This window comes from Pleurocapsa sp. PCC 7319 (genome assembly GCF_000332195.1).
Classification (GTDB): Bacteria; Cyanobacteriota; Cyanobacteriia; order Cyanobacteriales; family Xenococcaceae; genus Waterburya.
In genome coordinates, this window is the sequence record NZ_KB235916.1 from 54,653 (window position 1) to 75,539 (window position 20,887).

General features: G+C 38.5%; 21 protein-coding genes. 9 read left to right on the forward strand and 12 right to left on the reverse strand.

Features of this window, described 5'->3' with window-relative positions; all coding sequences use genetic code 11:
* Positions 1-4 precede the first annotated feature (4 nt).
* From PLEUR7319_RS33605 to PLEUR7319_RS0100270, 3 genes are all read left to right on the forward strand, one after another.
* Positions 5-1,234, forward strand: a complete 1,230-nt coding sequence (locus tag PLEUR7319_RS33605) for a hypothetical protein (RefSeq protein ID WP_026102217.1) — start codon at positions 5-7, stop codon at positions 1,232-1,234.
* Positions 1,231-3,432 (forward strand): JmjC domain-containing protein, encoded by a 2,202-nt coding sequence (locus PLEUR7319_RS0100265; RefSeq protein WP_019503202.1) that lies wholly within the window; start codon positions 1,231-1,233, stop codon positions 3,430-3,432. The genes PLEUR7319_RS33605 and PLEUR7319_RS0100265 overlap by 4 nt, the downstream gene beginning before the upstream one ends.
* Before the next feature lie 429 nt (positions 3,433-3,861).
* Positions 3,862-4,569, forward strand: coding sequence for a metallopeptidase TldD-related protein (locus PLEUR7319_RS0100270; RefSeq protein ID WP_237743486.1), 708 nt, complete (start codon positions 3,862-3,864; stop codon positions 4,567-4,569).
* Here PLEUR7319_RS0100270 and PLEUR7319_RS37595 read toward each other — a convergent pair.
* Positions 4,527-5,162 (reverse strand): GNAT family N-acetyltransferase, encoded by a 636-nt coding sequence (locus PLEUR7319_RS37595; RefSeq protein ID WP_019503204.1) that lies wholly within the window; start codon positions 5,160-5,162, stop codon positions 4,527-4,529. The genes PLEUR7319_RS0100270 and PLEUR7319_RS37595 overlap by 43 nt on opposite strands.
* A 149-nt stretch (positions 5,163-5,311) precedes the next feature.
* On the opposite strand from PLEUR7319_RS37595, the gene PLEUR7319_RS0100280 reads away from it, so the two are divergent.
* Entirely contained in the window at positions 5,312-6,181 is an 870-nt protein-coding gene (locus tag PLEUR7319_RS0100280) for a tyrosine-type recombinase/integrase (protein ID WP_019503205.1), read from the forward strand.
* A 160-nt stretch (positions 6,182-6,341) separates the two neighbouring features.
* On the opposite strand, the gene PLEUR7319_RS0100285 is transcribed toward PLEUR7319_RS0100280, so the two are convergent.
* Together PLEUR7319_RS0100285 and PLEUR7319_RS0100290 are read right to left on the reverse strand one after the other, a co-directional pair.
* Positions 6,342-6,644: a helix-turn-helix domain-containing protein gene (locus tag PLEUR7319_RS0100285; protein WP_019503206.1), complete on the reverse strand. Its 303-nt coding sequence runs from the start codon at positions 6,642-6,644 to the stop codon at positions 6,342-6,344.
* Positions 6,641-6,964 carry a type II toxin-antitoxin system RelE/ParE family toxin gene (locus PLEUR7319_RS0100290; RefSeq protein ID WP_019503207.1) on the reverse strand — a complete coding sequence of 108 codons (324 nt, stop codon included), beginning with the start codon at positions 6,962-6,964 and terminating at the stop codon, positions 6,641-6,643. The genes PLEUR7319_RS0100285 and PLEUR7319_RS0100290 overlap by 4 nt, the downstream gene beginning before the upstream one ends.
* Before the next feature lie 225 nt (positions 6,965-7,189).
* On the opposite strand from PLEUR7319_RS0100290, the gene PLEUR7319_RS0100295 reads away from it, so the two are divergent.
* The 4 genes from PLEUR7319_RS0100295 to PLEUR7319_RS0100310 all read left to right on the forward strand — a co-directional run bounded on the left by PLEUR7319_RS0100295 (position 7,190) and on the right by PLEUR7319_RS0100310 (position 8,977).
* Positions 7,190-7,831, forward strand: a complete 642-nt coding sequence (locus PLEUR7319_RS0100295) for a ParA family protein (RefSeq protein WP_051044349.1) — start codon at positions 7,190-7,192, stop codon at positions 7,829-7,831.
* A 54-nt stretch (positions 7,832-7,885) separates the two neighbouring features.
* Entirely contained in the window at positions 7,886-8,164 is a 279-nt protein-coding gene (locus tag PLEUR7319_RS0100300; protein WP_019503209.1) for a hypothetical protein, read from the forward strand.
* A gap of 171 nt (positions 8,165-8,335) precedes the next feature.
* On the forward strand, positions 8,336-8,557 hold the full coding sequence (locus PLEUR7319_RS0100305; protein ID WP_019503210.1) for a hypothetical protein: 222 nt from the start codon (positions 8,336-8,338) through the stop codon (positions 8,555-8,557).
* Entirely contained in the window at positions 8,558-8,977 is a 420-nt protein-coding gene (locus PLEUR7319_RS0100310; protein ID WP_019503211.1) for a type II toxin-antitoxin system VapC family toxin, read from the forward strand.
* Positions 8,978-8,989: 12 nt separating this feature from the next.
* On the opposite strand, the gene PLEUR7319_RS0100315 is transcribed toward PLEUR7319_RS0100310, so the two are convergent.
* From PLEUR7319_RS0100315 to PLEUR7319_RS0100330, 3 genes are all read right to left on the reverse strand, one after another.
* The gene (locus PLEUR7319_RS0100315; protein ID WP_019503212.1) at positions 8,990-12,544 is read right to left on the reverse strand and encodes a plasmid replication protein, CyRepA1 family; all 3,555 of its coding nucleotides are present in this window, start codon (positions 12,542-12,544) and stop codon (positions 8,990-8,992) included.
* Between the two features lie 891 nt (positions 12,545-13,435).
* Positions 13,436-14,770, reverse strand: coding sequence for a relaxase/mobilization nuclease domain-containing protein (locus PLEUR7319_RS0100325; RefSeq protein ID WP_019503213.1), 1,335 nt, complete (start codon positions 14,768-14,770; stop codon positions 13,436-13,438).
* Between the two features lie 5 nt (positions 14,771-14,775).
* Positions 14,776-15,129 (reverse strand): hypothetical protein, encoded by a 354-nt coding sequence (locus PLEUR7319_RS0100330; protein WP_019503214.1) that lies wholly within the window; start codon positions 15,127-15,129, stop codon positions 14,776-14,778.
* Positions 15,130-15,747: 618 nt separating this feature from the next.
* On the opposite strand from PLEUR7319_RS0100330, the gene PLEUR7319_RS0100340 reads away from it, so the two are divergent.
* A complete protein-coding gene (locus tag PLEUR7319_RS0100340) occupies positions 15,748-16,875 on the forward strand; it encodes an ISAs1 family transposase (protein ID WP_019503195.1) in 1,128 nt (375 codons plus the stop codon).
* A 208-nt stretch (positions 16,876-17,083) separates the two neighbouring features.
* Here PLEUR7319_RS0100340 and PLEUR7319_RS0100345 read toward each other — a convergent pair whose 3' ends face one another.
* The 6 genes from PLEUR7319_RS0100345 to PLEUR7319_RS0100380 all read right to left on the reverse strand — a co-directional run bounded on the left by PLEUR7319_RS0100345 (position 17,084) and on the right by PLEUR7319_RS0100380 (position 20,324).
* A complete protein-coding gene (locus PLEUR7319_RS0100345) occupies positions 17,084-18,439 on the reverse strand; it encodes a protelomerase family protein (protein WP_071592891.1) in 1,356 nt (451 codons plus the stop codon).
* Positions 18,334-18,825: a hypothetical protein gene (locus PLEUR7319_RS42395; protein WP_026102219.1), complete on the reverse strand. Its 492-nt coding sequence runs from the start codon at positions 18,823-18,825 to the stop codon at positions 18,334-18,336. The genes PLEUR7319_RS0100345 and PLEUR7319_RS42395 overlap by 106 nt, the downstream gene beginning before the upstream one ends.
* A 131-nt stretch (positions 18,826-18,956) precedes the next feature.
* Entirely contained in the window at positions 18,957-19,358 is a 402-nt protein-coding gene (locus PLEUR7319_RS0100355; protein ID WP_019503216.1) for a type II toxin-antitoxin system VapC family toxin, read from the reverse strand.
* Positions 19,346-19,567 (reverse strand): hypothetical protein, encoded by a 222-nt coding sequence (locus PLEUR7319_RS0100360; protein ID WP_019503217.1) that lies wholly within the window; start codon positions 19,565-19,567, stop codon positions 19,346-19,348. The genes PLEUR7319_RS0100355 and PLEUR7319_RS0100360 overlap by 13 nt, the downstream gene beginning before the upstream one ends.
* Positions 19,568-19,684: 117 nt before the next feature.
* Complete coding sequence (locus tag PLEUR7319_RS0100370) at positions 19,685-19,975, reverse strand: CopG family transcriptional regulator (protein ID WP_019503218.1); 291 nt, start codon at positions 19,973-19,975, stop codon at positions 19,685-19,687.
* 160 nt (positions 19,976-20,135) lie between these two features.
* Positions 20,136-20,324, reverse strand: a complete 189-nt coding sequence (locus PLEUR7319_RS0100380; protein ID WP_019503219.1) for a hypothetical protein — start codon at positions 20,322-20,324, stop codon at positions 20,136-20,138.
* Positions 20,325-20,887 lie beyond the last annotated feature (563 nt).

Sequence of the window (20,887 nt, forward strand, 5' to 3'; positions counted from 1 at the left end):
TTCTATGAACCCAATTGTAGTGTTTCAAGAGCATGGAGAAATACTTGCTTACTGGTGTGAGCGTCGATACCTTAAGGAAACTGTAATTTGTTTCGACAGACACCTTGATTTAAAAAAGATACCATCTCAGCAGGTTTTACGTCTTCTAGCAGTAAAGAATGATCCATTAGCTATAAGGTCACTTAACCGCGACATTCCATTCCGTGATGATGATATGTTTGCATATGGACTTGACAACTTTGTGTATGCAGCGATAACACTTAACTATATAAATCGATTCATCTGGGTGGTTCCCGAATTGCATTCAATATCTACAAGAGATTTAGCCATAATACTTTGGGATCAGTTATCTCTTATTCCTGATCACGGAAATGAAATTATTGAAACCTTCTGTAGAAGTAGTTTTTCTGCTAAAGCAAATATCAAAAACGTTTCTATTGAAATTACCACTTTATCTCGACTTCCTTACATAACTAACATAAGTAATTCACATATAGATATAGATTTAGACTTTTTTTGTAACCCCATTGGCGACTTAGAACATACCGCTGAAGACTTAGTTCAAACTCTTGTAAAAATGGGAGTACATAGACAAGTTGAATCAATTACTTATTCCATTTCTAGTGGTTTTCTGCCTTCGCAATATCGGTATTTAGCTGATGCTATTACTAATTTGCTAGACAGAAATATTGATTTGCGATCAATAGGACGCAAACATGCTTCTAGAAGCCTAGGGATAATTGCTACGGGCAAAAATATAGAGGACCAAATTTTGGATGAGTTATGGACTGATGAACTAAGAATACTTGGAGCTTCAGGCTGGTCTCTACGTGCATTGCTTGAGGCACGTATGGGTAAACTTTCTGCATCTACATCTTCATACTATACTGCTCGCTTAGCTGGTGATCGTGCGACTTGGGCTGCTTATGTGATTGGGATGGAATTCTTAAAGCGCGGTGATTATGCTACTGCTGAGTCTTGGTTTCAAGAAGCAAGTATAGAAATTATCGATACAATTCAGTCGCACGCATTAATTATGCATACCTTGTGCTTATGCCGTAGTAGAAAGATGGAAATTGCACTTAAGAGAGCTCGGGTATGTTTTCTGCGCATACCAATGTGTATTCAAGCCTACAAACTTGGTGCTATCGCTGCAGAAAGTCTATGTGTTAAAGACTGTTCAGACTGGTGTCAAGCTCAAATCAAAAATCTTAAATTAATATCGCAACAATGATTAATTTTTTTCTGAAAGATATTGACAGGGATCTTTTTTTTAATGAATTTTGGCGAAGAAAGCCGCTGTATATCTCCAATGGATTTAAAGAGTTCTGCACTCATCTGTATACAGAAAGTGAGCTTACTCATTTAGCGAATCTACTCGAAAAACGAAAACCTGGCTTTGTTCGCCATGATAGTGATCGTGCTACTTTTGCTCAGAATATAGATAGCGTCACTCCCAAGTTAGAAGAACTGGTCGCATGTATTGCCTCACACCTAGGTTGGCGTAATACATGGCTTGATGCATCAATCATGAAAGACAACGCTAGCATTGGGTGCCATTATGACGATAGCGACAACTTTATCATGCAGCAGCAAGGTGTCAAAATATGGAAAATACATCCCCCTAATATAATCCCCGATAGAGAGTTGAAGCAACGTATGCTCGGAGATCCTACTGTTGGTAATATCTATATGCCTGATAATGCTCTAGAATTCGTTCTTAAACCTGGTGACATTCTTTACGTACCTATTTTTTGGCCGCATTGGGGAGTCTCTGCAGGATGTTCATCAAGCTTATCAGTCGTGTGCAATTCTAGCAATGCAATTCAGGAACTACTGCCACTGCTTATTCGAAATTTGATAGAAGTACCTTTATGGTGGCAACCTTTACCGTACTCATTAAGAACTAACTTTTCATCAAATACTAAAGAGGATCAGCAACAAATTTACAGTATTCTATCTAAGCTTTTAGAATCGCTAACTGACTCTTCTCTCCAAAAGAACCTTGTAAGTGAATATACGAATGCTAGGCAGCTAAAAAATAAAAAAAACTATTATTCAAAAATGGTTATGAATGAAACTAATAATGTCATATTAGGACGAACATCTGAGTCTTCTTGCAAAGCTGAGATGACTTTCGATTTTGACAAGCTAAACAATATCTTTTCAAATAAATGCTCTGACATTAATCTTGGCGACTTGGTAATCCCTTCCGCAGATAGAAGTTCTAGTAATCGGCTCAAGCGCCTGACTTCTTTGCTTTATCTTAAACGACTCCTAACTACTTGTCATCGCTTGTACCTTGCATTACAAGATGAGGCTCATGAGTGTTCCCTATTAAAACTAATAACTAATTTTCAATGCTTACCTGAGCATGTCATTCTTGATGAAGTTTTTAGGCCCGAAATAATATCTTGGATTATCTATACTAATGAAGCTATTCAGTTTTCATATAAGCCTCAACTTGAACTTCTAGTTCGGCATCTTGGTTCATTTCTCTTATCTTCACTCTTAATGGAGAATGCTTTAAAGCTAGGTGAAAGCTTAATAATATCGCCAACCACACGATGTTCACTTGAGCTGCGATCAATGGGATACCGTATCTCATTTACTAAAAATCTTCCTGAAAAACTTAAAGTGACACGAACCTTATCTGGTTTGGCAATAAACAATGCAGATGGACAGTTTATAGATGAGATAGAGTTACCTCTGAAATCTGAAGAAAGTAATTCAAGTTCTACAGTAGTTTACTGGAATAAAATTCCACATTTACTCAATGATGGACCTATCTTATTACAAAGGCATAATTGGTACGAAAACTTTTTCCCATCAGATTCAAAAAAACGAATTTGTCCAATTCACTTTGATATTTCTGATAGAGAGTTTGAATATTTTTCTGATTGCATGAGCGATGGAGCAAGAATTATTTTTCAATATTTTCCCGATACTTGGAGTAGAATTACTGCATTTATTCAAGCAATTGCTCCTCTAAATTCGCAAGGAATGATGCCTCACAATGCTAGTATAGAAGGATTTCGAGGTTTAATTACATCCAGCCCACGACCATCTTATCTTGCGGCCCAAACTCTTTGCCATGAAACAGGGCACAACATATTTAGTTCAATTTCTGATGTCTTCAAGCTTTTCAATAATGATATTTCCACAATGGCTTACTCACCTTTCGTTGAGGAAATGCGTCCTCTTAATACATTGGCACATGGAATTTTTGCCTTTCTGCAAGATATACATCTATCTCTGCGCATCCGAGATCATATAGACCAGATAGATGAACTCTCAATTGAACGATACATTGAAAAAACAAGTAAGAAAGTTCAACAAGGTCTTAATAACTTGAAAAGAAAATCTAATTTAACTATTCATGGAGATCAAATGATTTCTGGTTTTGATGAAGCACTGTCAGTTATTCAGTAAAAAAACGCGATGGATGGTTTTTGGCAAAACACATTATATTATCATTCGAATGAAGGTTGTTTCTTTCAGATTCGAAAAGGTACTCACAGAAAGGTTGGTCTTAAAAGTTTCTCTGATCTCGAGCGTGACGCCAATAATGCTGTCTCAGATATAAGACTTCTTGTGAAAGACTCTAGGCCTTGGATAGAAAAATTCTCGCTCGAGATAAGCTCAAGCTGTACACACAAAAACAATCCTAGAGGACAATTATATATTCGAAGCGATAATCATTTAGTCATTAACTTCATTGTACGAGGCTCGGTAGCTCTCACTCCAGTACGTTGGCAATGTTCTGGGGAAAGCCTTCTAGAAAAACTAAATAGAGACTTTAAATCAAGTATACACTCAGAAATACAAGCTGCAATATTAGGAACTCATCTCACTCAACGATTGAGATGTCCAGTAATCTTTGATCCTTGGCTAGCATGTCAGCTCATTCATGAGTGCATCGGACATACTTCAGAAGCCGATAATTTTTTCTCATATGCATATCCAAAGGGTTTTGACCTTGGCTACACCTGGTGTTCTTACCCTATTAATGTCTTTGACGATTCATCCCTACCGGAACATCGAGGCAGCTATACTTACGATGATGACGGAGAGTTATCTCGTTGTGCCAAGCTAGTCTCAGATGGTCAATGGACTGATCTTTTAGTTAGTTCAGAATATAAGAAAAAGTTGGGAATCCAAGCTGGACACGGAAGGCGTGTAGTTTATGCTCGACATTGCTTACCACGAATGTGTAACACATGGCTTCAATCTGGCAAAGAAACTTTACGAGAACTTATATCAACTGTAGACTACGGTCTCTTTTGTGGCGGAACATGGGGTGGAGGGTCATTGGGGACGAATTTTATTTTACGCCCAGCCTATGGTATTTGGATAGAATCGGGAAAGCTTACGAATCGTTTCGTACGACGATTTGATATTTTAGGAAATAAATTCGAAACTATCAGAAACATAATAGGAGTGTCAGATCATGTAAGTTGGTTTTCTCCAGTGTACGGATGTGACAAATTTGGGCAAAATAATCTGCCAGTTACCATGGGCTCTCCTCATATACTACTTGAGTCAGTTGACATTTCTCCCATACTATGAGCCTCTTCTAGAAAAAGTGCCATTAGACAGTCATCAACGTATTTACCTTCTTGATTGCGTACAAAACACTTTCTGATTCCTTCTATTTCAAATCCTAAGCTATCATACAGGTGTCTTGCTCTCAAGTTATCGATTTGAACACCTAATTCAACACGCACAATCTGAGGATTTTCAGTGTGCTTTGCCCAATCAAGAAGATACTCCATAAGCGCACGACCAATGCCAATGCCTTGCTTCAAAGGATGAACCCCAATTGAAATACTAGCTACATGGCGAACATACTTGGGGATTAAGCGCTCTATTTGACAATATCCCACAACTTCCCCCTCATATTCTGATACAGCAAAACAAATATTTCTCTCAGCATCTTCAGCTTCTAAGATTTCTTTAAGACGTTCACTATATTCTTCATCGGAATTTGGGATATCTTCAATACCTTGAACAACTCCGACACCTGCATTAATGATCGCGAGTTCAGTATAGCGTAGAATCGCCGCATCTTCTATTGTAACTGGGCGAATTATTAGGCTGCTCCCATCTGATAAGTACTTGTGTCTTACTCTTGAATCCCGTAAAAAATTTCTTTCCGACATTGGAATATTTATAATTCAATCTTAACGCTGATACTGCTTGGTTCGATTATCTTATCAACTTTCAAGAAACAAATTAAAGTTTGAAGATTCATCGGCAATGAGATGATTAAACTAGACCAATTCAACAAAATACCCAGGTTTGTTGCTCTATGAATACTAACGTCCTGACCCGCGCCCAAAGCGATCGCGAACTAGTTTTAATCTGGCTAGGGGACAAAAGTAGGACGACGAGGGTCAGCTACAGCAGCATTGTCACGGGGTTTTTCGACTTTATCAATAAACCCTTAGCTCAAGTTCAGATTGAAGATCTTCAGCTATGGCACAGACGACTCCAGTTAACCGACAAGCCCTCTACCGTTGCCAATAAAATTAGGGCGATTAAGTCTTTATTTAGCTATGGCGTTAAGGTCGGCTATTTAGAAATTAATGTCGGCAGCTATATTAAATGCCCCAGAGTCAAAGAAAAGTTAGCCCAACGGATTCTCTCTGAATCTGACTGTCTGAAACTGATTGAGGCCACTAAAAGTGAACACGATGGCCCTAACGAGCGGTACGCGGAGCGTAATCGCGCTATCTTGTCTCTGATGTATGGCTGTGGCTTAAGGGTATCGGAGGTATGCGCCTTAACCTGGGGCGATCTGCAAGCCCTAACAGATGGCGGTAAATGTACCGTGTTTGGTAAAGGAGGTGAAACCCGTGTGGTTTTAATTCCCTACTCTGTCTGGAAACTGATCGTGAAGCAACCCAAACTGATAGATGCAGTTTTTGTCTCCCGTACTGGTAAACCTTTAGAAAGAACGATTATCTATAAGATAGTTAAACAATGTGCTAAACGCGCTGGTGTATCGGGAAAAGCCTCCTGTCACTGGTTGAGACATTCCCATGCTTCCCATGCCATAGAAAGTGGTTGTAATTTAAGACTGCTACAGCAATCTCTGGGTCACAGTAAATTAGAAACCACAGAACGCTATCTCCATATCAATCCCGATCGAGGTTCTAGTCAGTTTATTAATATCTAACTCTCAACTATCAGTTAAAACTGACGTACTGTTAGCAGTAAATCAAGATCAAATGAGGAAGATTATCCAATTAGTACAGAAAGCGATCATCTTTAGCTTAGACTCGATGCTGTGCAACCTTTATTATTTTTTGGCAGATTATATTCTGAGGGGAAAATTGTTAAGTAGAAGATTCAATTGGTACAAAATTAATCTCTACCTTATATCCAACAGCCTGGGCATATTCTTCGATAGTTGAGAGCTTTGGAGATGAGGGCGAATGAACATTTTCCAAACGAGAAATATTGCTCTTTTGTGTCTGTAGAATTTCTGCTAATTCCTCTTGAGTTAAACCTGCTGTTTTTCTTAGGGCAATAAGTTTCTTTCTGAGATCGTAAGCTAGGGTAAGAGCTTCGTATTTTTCTCCTACTTCACTATTGGCTAAAGCTTTTTCTTTAAATTTAGCAAATGTTGGACGTGTCACTTTTTTAACTCCTTCATACGTTTTTTTGCCAAGTCCAATTCTTTCTTTGGTGTTTTTTGCGACTTTTTAATAAAGGAATGCAAAATGATAATTTCTCTTCCTTTGACCATACAGTAGAGAGAGCGACCAATACCTTCCTTACCTTTTGACCTTATTTCAAAAAGTCCTCCACCTATTGAAGCTGTGTATGGTTTACCAAGAGCCGGACCAAACTCTTCAATCATCTCCGCAATGTGCAAAAAATTAGCCAGGATGCCTGGTGGAAAGTCTAAGGTTGTTTGTTCCACTTTCTTGTTGTAGAAAGTAATTTGCCACTTCATCTTTTTAGGTTATCATATTTGATAACTTTTCGACGATGCTGAGTTCAACTAAATAGTTTTTGGTGCAGAGAACAAGTTTTAGTTTTAACTATAAATCATTACATCATTATTTATAGATTTACAGACAATTGTATATCATTAAAAAATGATAACCTGACATGTGTATTGACTTTAATACTACTATCAGTTAAAACTGATGTGCTGTTAGCAGTAAATAAAGATCGAATGACGAAGGTAATAACTCTCTGTACCACCAAAGGAGGAACGAGTAAAACGTCATTAACTGCCAGTTTGCTTTCCTACTGGCATAGTAAAAAGAGGCGTGTTGCGGCGGTGGATGCCGATCCTAACTGTAATCTCACTCGCTGGCTTGATAAAGGTAGTCTTTCAGATCTTCGCCACGTAGCAGAAACCAATGAAGGGGAAATTATTGAAGCAGTGGAAAATATTTCCACAGATCGAGATCTGGTCTTAGTAGATGTAGCGGGGTTTGGTAATCAATCAATGGTCTATGCCATAGGTATATCTTCCTTTGTGATCATACCTTGCCGACCCTCAGAAGATGATGTTTTAGAAGCACTTAAAACTAAACAGGTAGTAACTAATGCCGCTAAGTTAACCCGTCGGGAGATTCCTTATAAAGTGGTGTTAACTCAGGTAAAAGCTGGGACGCTAGTTATCAATCACACTCACAAACAGTTTCAAGCTTTCAATGTTCCTTTATTTGATACGGCGATCGCTAGTCGTACCATCTATCAAACCTCTCGATTTAGTGGAGAAACACCCATTACCGCAGAACCACAAGGTAAGGCAGCTAAAGAAATTGCTGCATTAGCTAAAGAGATAGAAGTACAGTTAAGCTTATAGTCTTAAATACTTTTAACTATATGTAATGATAAAAGCATGTAAAAAGGTAATGATATGAGTAAAAAGAATAGTTTGGGAAATGTAGACGTAACTGCGTTAGAAGGTTTAGCCTCCAGCTTCCCACCCACACAGCCATCAACCCTAAAATCAACCAAAGGTAAGCCAGAAAAGGACGTGACCATTACCCTGAGAATTCCACCAAGGATAGCCAAGGACTTAAGAATTAAAGCTGCCACAGCCGACAAAACTCAGAGGGAGTTTATTTTGGAAGGATTAAAACTAATGGGAATTGATGTCAAAGATGAAGATATTGCCGATCGCCGTAAGAGTTAGTTATACAGCAATATCTTGCGTGATGGCTTTAGCAGTGCGACCGCATCACACCAAATGATTTAATATTTGACTCATTTTTCTATTTGACTCACTTCTCCTAGGTAGTCAAAGGTAATTGATAACATAGAAATAGAGTATTTGGTAATTTCTAATTGAGAATAATCAGAAGCAATGGGTTTTAAAGAATTAATTCAAACTGAATTAGAATTTCTCTCAGAAGATGAGTTACAAGAGTTATATGAATTGGTAAAAAGTCGAAGTCAAAAATATAAGAATAACCATGATGATTTGGGTGAATTATTAGAACGCTGTAAGATTCATACAGGAATTTCTGATCTTTCAGCTCAGCACGACCATTATTTATATGGCACTGACAAAAAGGAAGTCGAATAAGTGAATCAAGTTTTTGTCGATACTGCTGCTTGGATTGCACTACTAAATATCGATGATGTTTGGCATCAAAAAGCACATATAGTTCGTTCGGAGTTGGTAGATAAAAATTATATCTTTATCACAACAGATTTTATTCTACTGGAGGTTGCAGATGCTCTTTGTTTGCCAATACATAAAAAAAATACTGTTAATTTTTTGCGTAATATTTATCAATTGAAATCTACAAGGGTAATACCGTTAAATCAAGATTTATTTCAGTCGGGCTTGAGTTTATATGAAAAAAGACTGGATAAGGATTGGGGGCTAACGGATTGTATTAGTTTTGTGGTGATGCAAAAGGAAGGAATTTTAGAAGCATTTACTTCAGACAAACACTTTGAACAGGCTGGTTTTGCTCGTTTATTAAAACCAAAAGTTTAGGAGATAGCGATGTCAATTAAATATGAAGAGAGGGCGAAGCGTAATCGCCCATTGCCTAATATTTTGCCGCTGCTGGACTGACAACAGTCGGCTAGCTCGATTTAACCGTACTCTTGTCATCCCTGGTGTATCAATAATTGATTGAAGCATTTCTTCATCCTCCACAACGTTTAAGGTGTCTGCCAAATCAATAATCGCCTCCTCCGTATCCAAAGGATGAACCTCTCCGAGATTTTGATTTTTTTGTATCTTACTTGTAGTCTTTAGGTCTGAGGTTTGAGGCTCAGGGGGATAAAAGCTTAAATTAGGTGTCACACTTGGTAGGGTATTTTCTTTTAAAGTAACAGGGTGAAGTGTGACCGAGTCAACGCTATGTGCAGCAATAGTTGGAGCTGAATTTTGCACCTCGCATTCTTGAGGGGGATTGGTCGGCAGTTGGGTCGCATTTTGTTGCCATTCTAGGAGTTGATTACTGGAGTCGATTCTTTGGTCATATTTCAATTTTATGGCTTGTAGAATTGCTCTTCTTACTTCACCGATTAGAGATTCAGACTTAATGGAATAGCAACGATAACGAACGCCGTTTTCATCGCGAGCTTGATGAGATTTGGTTTCTAACCCCAGTGAGCGCAAGAGGTTATTCAAGAATTTAATCGGTGTCTTACCAGGAGTGCCTAAAACTTGCCGATGTTTCTGGTATTGACATTTTTGGAGAATGGATCGAACTTCAGGGGTTTTCTCGTCATAGACATATTCTGGGTGTTCCAGAATGTTTTGAATAAAATCGTAGATGCCAACATCTCTGAGTGCTTTGATCTTTAAGTAGTCCTGTCTCAGCTTCCAGGGTGCATCAATGTTACCTTGATTAAATATTCGGTTGTATTTCTCAATCGATAACTGTTTAGCTAAATCGGGATTTTCGAGTAGATGATATAGCTCGCATTGTCTAATCAATCGGGGTTGATCGTATTTAACTTGTTTAATAAAATCGGGACTCCAGATCCGATTGTGATTAATGCCAGGAAGTCGAGAAACTAAACCAGCCTTCATTACTGCGCAGCGAGTCTCCCAGTTAGCATCAAAATCAAGTTTGATTTGTTTTTGTCCCAGATATTTATCGCTGGCAGCAAAAATATCTTGACTGTTTTGCTGCTTAACTTCGGTCTGAGCTTCTTTTTCTTTCTTAGCGATTGTCTTTCTTTGGCTAATTGATTCTAGAGTGACAGCTTCAACTGGATAACCAGAGTTGAGCAGTTGTTGTTTGAGGCATTTTCGATAATTACTAAACTCATGATTGCGGATAGCTGTGATCGTGTCAGCAGTGGTGGTGTAGGGGTCAAGATTATCTTGGTAAACTTGCTGTAAGTAGGCTATTTTGATTTCTGGAGACTCAATACTATTAAGAGTTGAATGCAATTCTGACATTAACGCTCGCGCTCTATCAGCTTGAATGCTCTCAACATTAGAAGGACGACGAATACTATCTTCAGACCGAATAAATTGCTTACACCAAACAAATTTAGGTACATTGGTATCTCTAACCCTGCCGAGCATTTGAATCATGCTATCGACATCTAAGCAGCCAAAAAAGAAGCAAAAATGCTCGCTGAAGTAATCCTGAGTGGGAATATCTAAACCAGATTCGGCACTGGGAGAATAAATTATGTATTCTGGTTGATGTTCCCGAATGTACCGCTCGGGGTTAGTAAAGAACTCTTTAACGTGGTTCTCTGAGACAGTCTTAGAATCAATTCTAATGCCCGTTCTGCCTTGTTCTAGTAATAAGTTCTCTATTGACTCACAGAAAACTTGAGAATCGCTGGCAATGACAGGACAATAACTATTGAGTAATTTTTGGACCCAAGGAGTGCGATCGTTAACTCGAATTTTCTCATCAATATCAACAGTACCTTCAAGTAGATAAATCTGTGCCTTGTCACCTTGATGGGTATTCTCAATGGTTACTATTTGCTTACTGGGACATAATTCTTGGAAGAATTTAACTGCCCAGTCTTGCAGATGAGCGTCAAGGCAGATGAGGCGATCGCAGCGATTAACCATCTCAGTAAATAACTGTTTGACCTGGCTAAATTGCTTGATAGTGGATGAGAACAGAAAGTGTTTAAGTACGGAAATAATCTCATCAATGACAACAATTTTGTGGTCAAACTGGTCTGGTTCATAATGAATTAGGCTATCAATACAGTTAGTAACTTTGACTCCAGGATCGTCTAGACTAAATTCCCTGAGATTCTTATCAGACTGAAGATGGTAAAATCCGAGCTGTTTAGCTTTTTCGTTGAACTGCAAGAGTAAAGTATTGCGATATCCGAGACCGATAATGCCATAGTTTTGAACCGACAATAAATTCTTAATTAGTTCGGTGGTTTTACCCGAACCTAATCCCGAATTAATCAAGGCAATAGTGTTCGATTGTGGTAAACCAAACTCAATATATTTTTTCTCAATTTTTATCTGGGGAGAAAACTGTTTATAGTTTCTCCAGTTATCCCATTGCTGTTGAAGATATCGCTGCTTTTTGGCGAGTTCGTAAAATTCTGTTGGCGATAGATATTGGGCATTAGCCAAAGTGGCGGCATCAATCTCATCAAAATCTTCAAATTGCTCCTTGCTGAGTTGCCCCCACCAGAGGATTGTAATGGTCTTACCAAATCGCTGGAGAAACTCAATTTGTTGCGACCAACGTCTCATTACATGGCTGTTAAGAGCATCACCAGCATCAGGAACGAGTACCAATTGCTCATAATCAGAGACGATTTGTGTAAGTTGTTCGGGACTACCCCGAAAATGTCCACCAGCAGCACCACAAACGGCTAGATTATGTCTTTTGCTGGCAACATAGGGTTTGAGTATGCCTTCGGATAAATAAAGCGTTTTCGAGGCATTCTCAATGGGCTTTACTATGGTGACGGGTAGTTCACCATTAGGAAGATGAGAAGAAAAGGTACTTTTAGCCCAACGATATTTGTTCCTCTCGGTTACTCCGTGTACTCTCAACTGCCAGCCAATAACCCGTCCGTGTTGATCGAATGCAGGGCAGCTATAACCGTCGTCTCTGGTAGTAAATCTATCGCCAAGTACTCCTGGTAAATTCTCTGGTAAATCTAAATTAAATCGTTTCCAAGGGTCAATAGAGAAGAATAGACCATCTGTTATCTCAGCTTTAGATAAACCGCGAGCAGATAATGATTGTTGGTCGCGATCGCTCAATCCAACTTTGGCTGCTAATTTTCTGATAGCTAGATCTCGACCATCAGCATTAAGGGCGTTGTCAGCTAAGAATTGTTTCTGATTGCGCTTCTGGTCTTGCCTAATTTGCTTATTAAGCTCGTATTGTTGCCGATTGAACTCTTGAGCATTATCTCTGGCATGAACGCCCCAAACACCATTAGACGATGTTTTAGTCCATCTATAACCAGCTATTCCTGAGTCTTGTTCGATATAACTGTGACAGAGGACTAGATTGTTCTGTCCTAGACGACAGTCGCCAGAAGTATTTTGGCAAATTGGGCAAGAGTTGTTTTGTTTGGTAGGAATAAATTTCATACCACACCTCCCAAGTCACAAGAGGTGTTCTTGAAGTGTGGTGGTAGCGAATTCTGTAGCGATTGCAGTCGTCCAGATGGATAATTTTGGTAGTTTGTACGATAATCCTGATTAGAAATGAATTTTTTCATGGGGTTCACCTGTTTGTATTGTTTGCGGGGTGAACCTTCTATTTGTTATGGAAGTAACTTTGTACTGAAGAAAGTTGGCGAATCTAGCTAGTGCTGACTCAATACTTCAAGTTATAGGTATCTTTATTGATTGGTTATGTCTGGGAAAAGGTTAAAGGTCTTCATCAGGGTCAAGGGTCAAGCTACTTCTGAGCGGGGAAAGGAAGATTCATCTGCTACTTGCGTAGACCTTTGTTCCTTTGTTTCTTTCCCCTTTATAAGCCTTTATAAGAATCTACTTACGTCGTTAGCTCTACCTTATTCCTTTGTATCTAAGCCTTTTTCCTAACATCATCAGTTAATAAAAATTTTTTCTACGAGAAGTATTGACTGCCATCCTTCCTAAACATCAATAATTAGGCTATCCTGAAGCTAATAAAATAATTTTATTGGTAGTGGATTTGGTGTTACCACTTGTAGTAAGCGACTGGTAATCGCTTAGGATTAGCTTTTGGATAGTCTAGTTGGGCTGAAAAACAAAGTTACTCCAGCAAGTAGAAGGCATCAAGTCACTTTTTTTTGTGACTATAGTTATTTACGTCAACTGGTAGCTGCTGTTTTGGCTCTTCAGGTTTAAGTTTGTTGAAAAACATTTAATCTGCTCCTTTTTTTTGGCTGACTCTATTATTAACTCTCTTTGACTCTATTTACTAGGGTTTAAGAAGAGTTAATCCGAAAATTCCAGCTATGAGTTTTGATTGTCGAGGTAGAAGAAATCATTTTATCTAGATCTTTTTAATGTTTTCTTGGGTTTTCTAACTAACTTTTCTGTATGAGACTTGGCTGTTTCTGGATTTGGTCTTGATTGGTTTTGTTGTTCGATTAACTTGCGGATATGGTTTAGGGGAATTTGATTTTTAGCAATATGAATCACACCATTACTTTTGATTTTTGCTGTAAAGATATCTAAATCATTTTCATCTTTACCTAGTATTAAAATCTGTTCTGGATTAGATGTTTGAGTAACTTTGAAAGTATAAAAACCAACTCTTTTATTTTCATCATCAAACTTCCATTTAATGGTTTTTTCTATTTGGTTTGATTCGAGTAATCTATTCTGTAATAAGTTAGCTAAATATTTGGGTGAATAATCTTCAGCCACTTGTTCTTGGGTTTGTGGCAATTTTTTGAGCTTCGCGATCTGCTGAGCAGATAAAATATTCTTTTTTTCTTGCCATTGATTATTTTGAAGTTCGGCATAGTAGATATGTATATTGTCTTTGACTAATGAAATGGTTTGGTTATTTTTTGAGGAGTTTAAAGTAATTTCACCAAAGGTTTTACTATCAACTTGATACTTTTCTTGGTGAGTAATATTAGAAAATTCATCAACTGATTTAAAGTAGTTCAGAAAATTGTTGTAAACTGTTTCTGCCGAAATAGAAGATGCTTTCTGAGATTGTTTTGGTAATTGAGTGTGGGGAACTTGGTAGGGGAGCCTTTGGTTTGGCGACGTATTTCCTCCCATTGTCCAAGCACCATGTTGATTATTAACTAGCTTCGACTCTTGACCATAATCTTTTGTCCCATCGAGATGTTGAGTTTTTTCCCTGTTTCTGGCAGACCAAAAATTTGTCCAATCAAATCCTAATTGGGTCAGATTTCGCTGCTGTTCAAAATTACGGAGGAAATTTTCGATCTTGTAATAGTCATAATAAAAGTTGGCACATTGACAGTCAAAACCGACAGCATTGGCAACTAGGTGCAGATGCTTTCTCAACTTGTTGCTATGGGGAAAATAGGTATCTTGGTGAATCACAGCAATCACTTGATGATGGTTCAGTTCTAGTTCATCAACTAACTCGAAAACCAATTCAGACCAATCAGCATTGGAGAGAGAGTCATCAATGGCTGGTGAAATAGATAAATGGTAGACAGGCTTTTTAACACGCAAGTTGAGGGAAGCTTGGTTAGAGAATCTATCAACTATCGTTTCAACATCACCATGAAAAGCTTCAGCCAAGTTGGCAAAGACAACCTGGGCTTTTTTCTGGGCTCCTAAAACATATCGTATGGTGGAACTAAAATTTTGACCTCGGCTAACTTTTCCAATCAAAGCGATTATTCCTCAAGCTGTTGATGTTTTGTGACTAGTTGTTGAATAAAGTTGTGAGCTTCGTCGATGAAGCAATTACTTTTGTAAATAAAGCGATTTCGATTTTCGGGTGATTCTGAGATCAACAGACTATAGCTTGAGAGAAGTCGGTTATAGCTTTGAAGCATTTCTCGATCTGCTTGATGACGACCAACTAAGGAATTCAAACTAGAGAGTAAGTTGGGTTTTCTTTTCAGCAGCTGATTTAAAAGCAAGATACTTAGGTCATTGAGAGTAATATTTTTAGCCTTGGCTAAACTTTTCAAGGTTTGTTTGAGTTCTCTGGGAACTCTAATTCGTAATTCATCAGTTTGGCTCATCAGCTCATGAAGTTGTTTTGTAGTTATTAATTAGTGTGATGGGCTCGATGTGTTTTGTTATGCATCGATATTCTCAAATTAATGATTTTCTCGGAGAAAGACAAGCTATCAAAAATATGCCGCAGTTAACATTGCTAGCTAATTCTGTACTACAAAAAAAAGCGATTTTTTCAAAAATCTAGAAAATCCTGAAAAAACATAGATTGTCATGACATATTCTCTATTTGTCATTACTCAGTCATTACTCAGTCATGACAAATAAATCAAAAAAATTTAATAAAATAGCTAAACCAAGTTGAATATTATGTTTGTAATAATTTTTTGTCATTACTCAGTCATGACATATCCTCTGTTTGTCATTACTCAGTCATGACAATTAACAAGCCAAATATTTACAAAACTTTGCAATATATTTTAATTGAAAATAAGTATGTAGGTTAAAAAATAATCAAACGCTTCCAAAGAAAACAACAGCTTTGAGAAACTAAAATTCGCATCTAACTACTAGAACATACTTTTAAGAAGTCATACTTGGTATTGAGCTAGGGCAAACGCATCTTAAATTGAGTGAAAATGATAAATTAATTTGGTATGAAACTAGAGCGTAACTAAGGGAGAATGAAGCTAAAGCCAAAGATTACTTTGTTAGATCATTTTACCAATTTGACCGACCCCAGAATAGACAGAACCAAAGACCATAAACTAATCGATATTCTAGCTATTGCAATCTGTGGAATGCTGTGCGGTGCCGATAATTGGGTAGCAATGGAACAATACGGAAATGCCAAAGAAGAATGGTTACAGCAGTTTTTGGAACTACCAAATGGTATTCCTTCTCATGACACCATTTCGAGGGTATTTGCGAGAATTGACCCAAAAGAATTTGAACAATGTTTTCGAGATTGGGTCAAATCAATATCAGAACTAATTCCAGGAGAGATAATCAGTATTGATGGCAAAACGGCTAAACATTCTGGCTCTAAGAGCAAAGGGAAAAAAGCGATTCATATAGTCAACGCATGGGCAACAGAACAAAGATTGGTTCTAGGTCAGACAAAGGTAAAGAATAAATCCAATGAGATTACAGCAATCCCAGAATTAATCGAGGTATTAGAACTATGTGGATGCTTAGTAACTATAGATGCGATGGGGACTCAGACGAAGATAGCTAAGTTGATTCAAGATAACGGTGCTGATTATTGTCTGGCATTGAAAGAAAATCAGCCAAATCTTTTCCAGGAGGTAGTAAATTTATTTGACCAAGCAGAAGAGAGTGATTGGTCAGAGGTAGAGCATGATTTCCATCGCACTATCGAAAAGGGTCATGGAAGAACGGAAATACGTCGTCATTGGACAATGCCAGTCACAGAATTGTTCTTTGATGAGTCGAAATGGTCTGGTCTGCAAAGCATTGGCTTAATCGAATCTGTCAGAAAAGTCGATGGCGAAACAACAACGAATAGACGATATTATCTCAACAGTTTTAGCAGTAATGCTCAAGTACTAGCTCATGCTGTACGCAGTCATTGGGGTGTGGAGAACAATGTCCATTGGGTCTTAGACGTAGCTTTTAAAGAGGATGATTCTCCAGTCCACTCCGACCATGCCCCCGAAAACCTATCCCAATTGAGAAAGATGGCTTTGAATCTTTTATCGAGGGAAAAGACTGCCAAGGTTGGTGTAGCTAATAAAAGACTCAAGGCAGCTTGGGATAATCAATATTTGGCTAAAGTTTTAGGTCTTTAAGAACCCGCAATCATCTCTCATTTTTTGGTTGAAATGCTTGTTTGAGCAAGTGGAGAATCAAGCATAATTTTGAGCTGCCAAAATTAGCTTTATACACCTTTTTTTCTCTTATATAAGGGTTATTTAGGCTTATTTCAACTTATCAGATAAGTTGATTTTAATATCTTTATCCTAACTCCTTTTTTATCACGATTAAGATGCGTTCGCCCTAACGTTTTAAGCCAGCAACACTAATAGCCCATTTTTCGCCATGAGGACGATCTAGGACATCATTAAAAGCCATAATCGCATCAATATATTGATTGACTTTCTGGCGAACCTGCATCGAATGTGACTTGCGTCCAGAAACCTCAGATTGTGGTTTTGGGGGAGTTTTTTGAGGTTGCTGTGTTGGTTTACTTGATTGAACCAATGCACTCTGAGAAAGAGGAGAGGACTTAGCTGGCTGTTGAGGAACCTGAGTGGGAGAGATGGAAGAAAGACTATGGTCAAAAACACGAACAAGTTCGCCAATAGCATGAGTTAAATTATCCAAAGAAAGTTGCTGCTGACTCATTTGGTTTAATTGCTGATCCATCTTCTCAAAAAGGATTTGAGTATGAGAAACCTTTGACTCTGATTCAGTAACAGGTTCCCTGTCTTCCGTGGCGAAAACAGGCTCTTGATTCTCTTCCATATCAGTAGCAGTTGTGGAAGGGGAAACAGAGGAAGAAGAGTCTTCAAAACTATCTAATCGTTCGAGCAGAACTTCAGGAGAAAGATTGAGGCGCTCAGCAGTATCAATGAGAGATTGAGCAAGATTCAGAACGTAATGATTAGCATTGGCTCGCGTTTGGAGACCAAACCGCTCTTGAATGTGAGCCAGGGCAGAGCGATCGCTTTGTGTGACAGTAATTTTGACGAGCCGACCGAGATTTTCAGTAGTAGTAGTCTTTTGGGGTTGAGGAGCAAAAGCCTTAAGAATCTCAACTCCATCTTCATCGAGACGAATACCCAAACGACCGTCAACATTACCATGACCGTCGCTAATTTTATAATCCCAGTAATGACGAGAAGAAGCCATGTCGGTTTGTTTAGTGGGATTCTTCTCGTCGAGAATCTTAAAATGTCCTTGGATGTAGGCTCGAAACTCCAAATCGCTAACAGAGGGAGGACAAAACCAATGAGTAGCAATAGTAGCGTAGACAGCACGAAACAAATGAGAGTAAAGATTATTCTTACCATCTCTAGTAGGAACTAAATCACGGAAGTGGCGGTCACAAGCACGAGCAACAATAGGTTCGTACTTGTCATTGATTTGGCGGTTGGTCAGACCTTGAGTATCCAAAAGAGAACGTAAGCGAGAAATAGCATCAAGAACCAAAGGAGCTTCAACGAGAGTAGGAATTTCAAATTCCAAAGGAAGAGACTCGTGACGACGTTTAGCAGCCCCAACAAAGAGGACGGAAAATTGAGAAACTAGTTGAAAAGAAGCAGATTGAAGAACTTCGCTAACCCGACGACCAGTGACGACAGCCAAACCAGCAGCAAGATCAGACCAAGTATGGCTCTGGAGTAAATCCAAAGCGGTTTGGTTTGGGCGATGGCATTGGGATTGTCCAAGAATTGAGTAGAACGGTGATGAGTAACAGAGGCAGCTTGAGAATTAATTTCGATCCATTCAGATGAAGACAAGCCGACAACACTTAAAACAGGATGTTGGGGGTCAAAAACCTTAATCGCATTTCTGACATCGGTAATACGATTCTTTTGTTGAGAGGGAGAAGTAAGACCACGCTCAACAAACTTATCTTTGAGCAGAGCATCAAACAGTTTAGCTTTTGAGCGATCGCGATCGCTATTAGTAAGAGGAATTAACTGAGGAAGAAATTCTTCTAAGAGGCGTTTGAGCCATTGAGTACGGGCGCATTGGATAGCTCTTTCGTATTGTGGAGAGGAAGTATCGAGCATGATAGATAGAAAGATAAGGCATGAACATCTATATCAATAGTATAACGTTATAGATTAGTAAAAGTCAAAAGAAATGATATAGATAAAGTGATCGCGATATGGTTGGTCTGAGAAAAAAGAAACTGAATAAACTATTGCATTAGGTTGGGATTTATTTCGGGATATTGAGAAAACAAACCATCAATACTAGCCAATTTAGCTTGATAGATGATAGCTGTAGCAATAATCAGGCGGTCGAAGGGGTCTTTGTGAACGGGAGACAAGCTGACTGCTTGAAAGGCAATATTGGCAGTTAGAGGAAGCAATTCAATACCTGTTGGTTTTAGAGCATTTTCCAGCCAAAGGGCAACGCTACAAGGCAATTCTAGTCTACCTTTTTGGTGTGCTAATGCTACTTCATAACAAGAGACAGGAGAAATACCGACTCGCTCTGCTAATTCAATTTCTTCTCGCCAATTCGAGGGGAAGCGAGAAAATTCTTGAGTAACAAACCAAATCCAGATATGAGTGTCGAGAACAATTATTGGAGACATTGCCAATCTTGTTCGGAAACGATTGGCTCGACCAAATTGCCTAAAGTTTTACCTTTACCAGCAATAGAAGCAGGAGGAACACGACGTTTTACTGGTAGTGAAGTATCTTCAACGATAGTTACAATAACACGGGCAGATGTTGATTTTGGCTTGTCTGAAAGCCATTTTATCTGACCATTTTCGAGATTTGCTTCGTAACTTTTGAGCATGGGTTGGAATGATATTTTACTGAGGATTATAAGCGCGATTCTGCCAGAGACAGCACATAGTACAACAGGGCTGAGGTGCATTCGCGGTACGATGAAGTCCAATAGTATAGAAGGAGATTAGCGGATAATAATCTCGCGAACGGAAGATTCATCTTCAATAAGTAATTTAGCACCAGGTTTTTGAAGAGCCTGACGTAAATAAGATTCGAGAGCAACAGCTTTGCGAACAGCTTCAGCTTGAGAAATACCCTGTTGTTGAGCCAACCAAACAAGATGTTGATTGAGTTCGGCAGAAAAAGAAATAGTCATTCTTTTAGGGGTGAGATCGGTATCGCCAGAAGAATTAGACTTGTCTGGAGACGGAAGATTGATGACTTGAGAATTGTCAGGAAAAGTATTTTGTGTCACGGGTGACAAGAAGGTTGAGATGATACAGTGTAATTATAGCACTGTGAAAACACTATAAGAACACTAAATCAGATAATCAAAAAATGAGAAGAGAAGAGAGTAAGGCGACCAGGAGAGCGATTGCAGGAAGGGCAGTGGCAGAGGCAATCGCCAAAAAAGCTTAAGCCCAATGAAGATCGCAGCAAAGTTGCTCCCATTGGTCAAAGCTAAAAACGGATTCAGAAGCATCAGAGATCGCTTCTAACTCCTCGAAGGAGATAACTAGAAAAGAGTTGTGAAAGAGCGGTGCAATGTATTGAGAAACGAAAGCTTGTTGTTGAGGATTGAGAGAAAAAGAGATGATAGGCATTTGGGGTAAATGTATTGTGTTGTTAATAGTTCGCCGTGATTATTTATCCTGGTTCGTTGCCAGACCGATTAAATTGTTCGAGTCCTTATCTATTCATCTACATCTACATCTATATCATATACTATATCTATATCAAAATCAACAATATGAAATTAAAGATTCTTATATACTGATACAGAAAAAAGCTCATCAAATAACGAGTAGATTTGAGTTGCAGCCAAAATATCAGGCTAAAAGTATTGATATATATAGATCAAAGAGGAGCAAGAGAAAACAAGAATCAATATCAACAAATCTATACTGATATTTATCGATATACCAAGCATAAAAAATCTATATCATATAAGAATTGTGTATCGATAAGCTAAGAATTACCGCGGGGATCACGAAATTGATATAGAAAAGCGATACAAGTAATGCGATTGGCTTTGCCACTGCGCTCCGCGCAATCACCAAGCAGTCCAAAAGCTATAATCTATATATATCAATGCTTTTGAGAGCGGCGAGCAAACAGAGATCAAGAGTATCTATGCAACAACCTATATCATAAGCAAGATTTATAT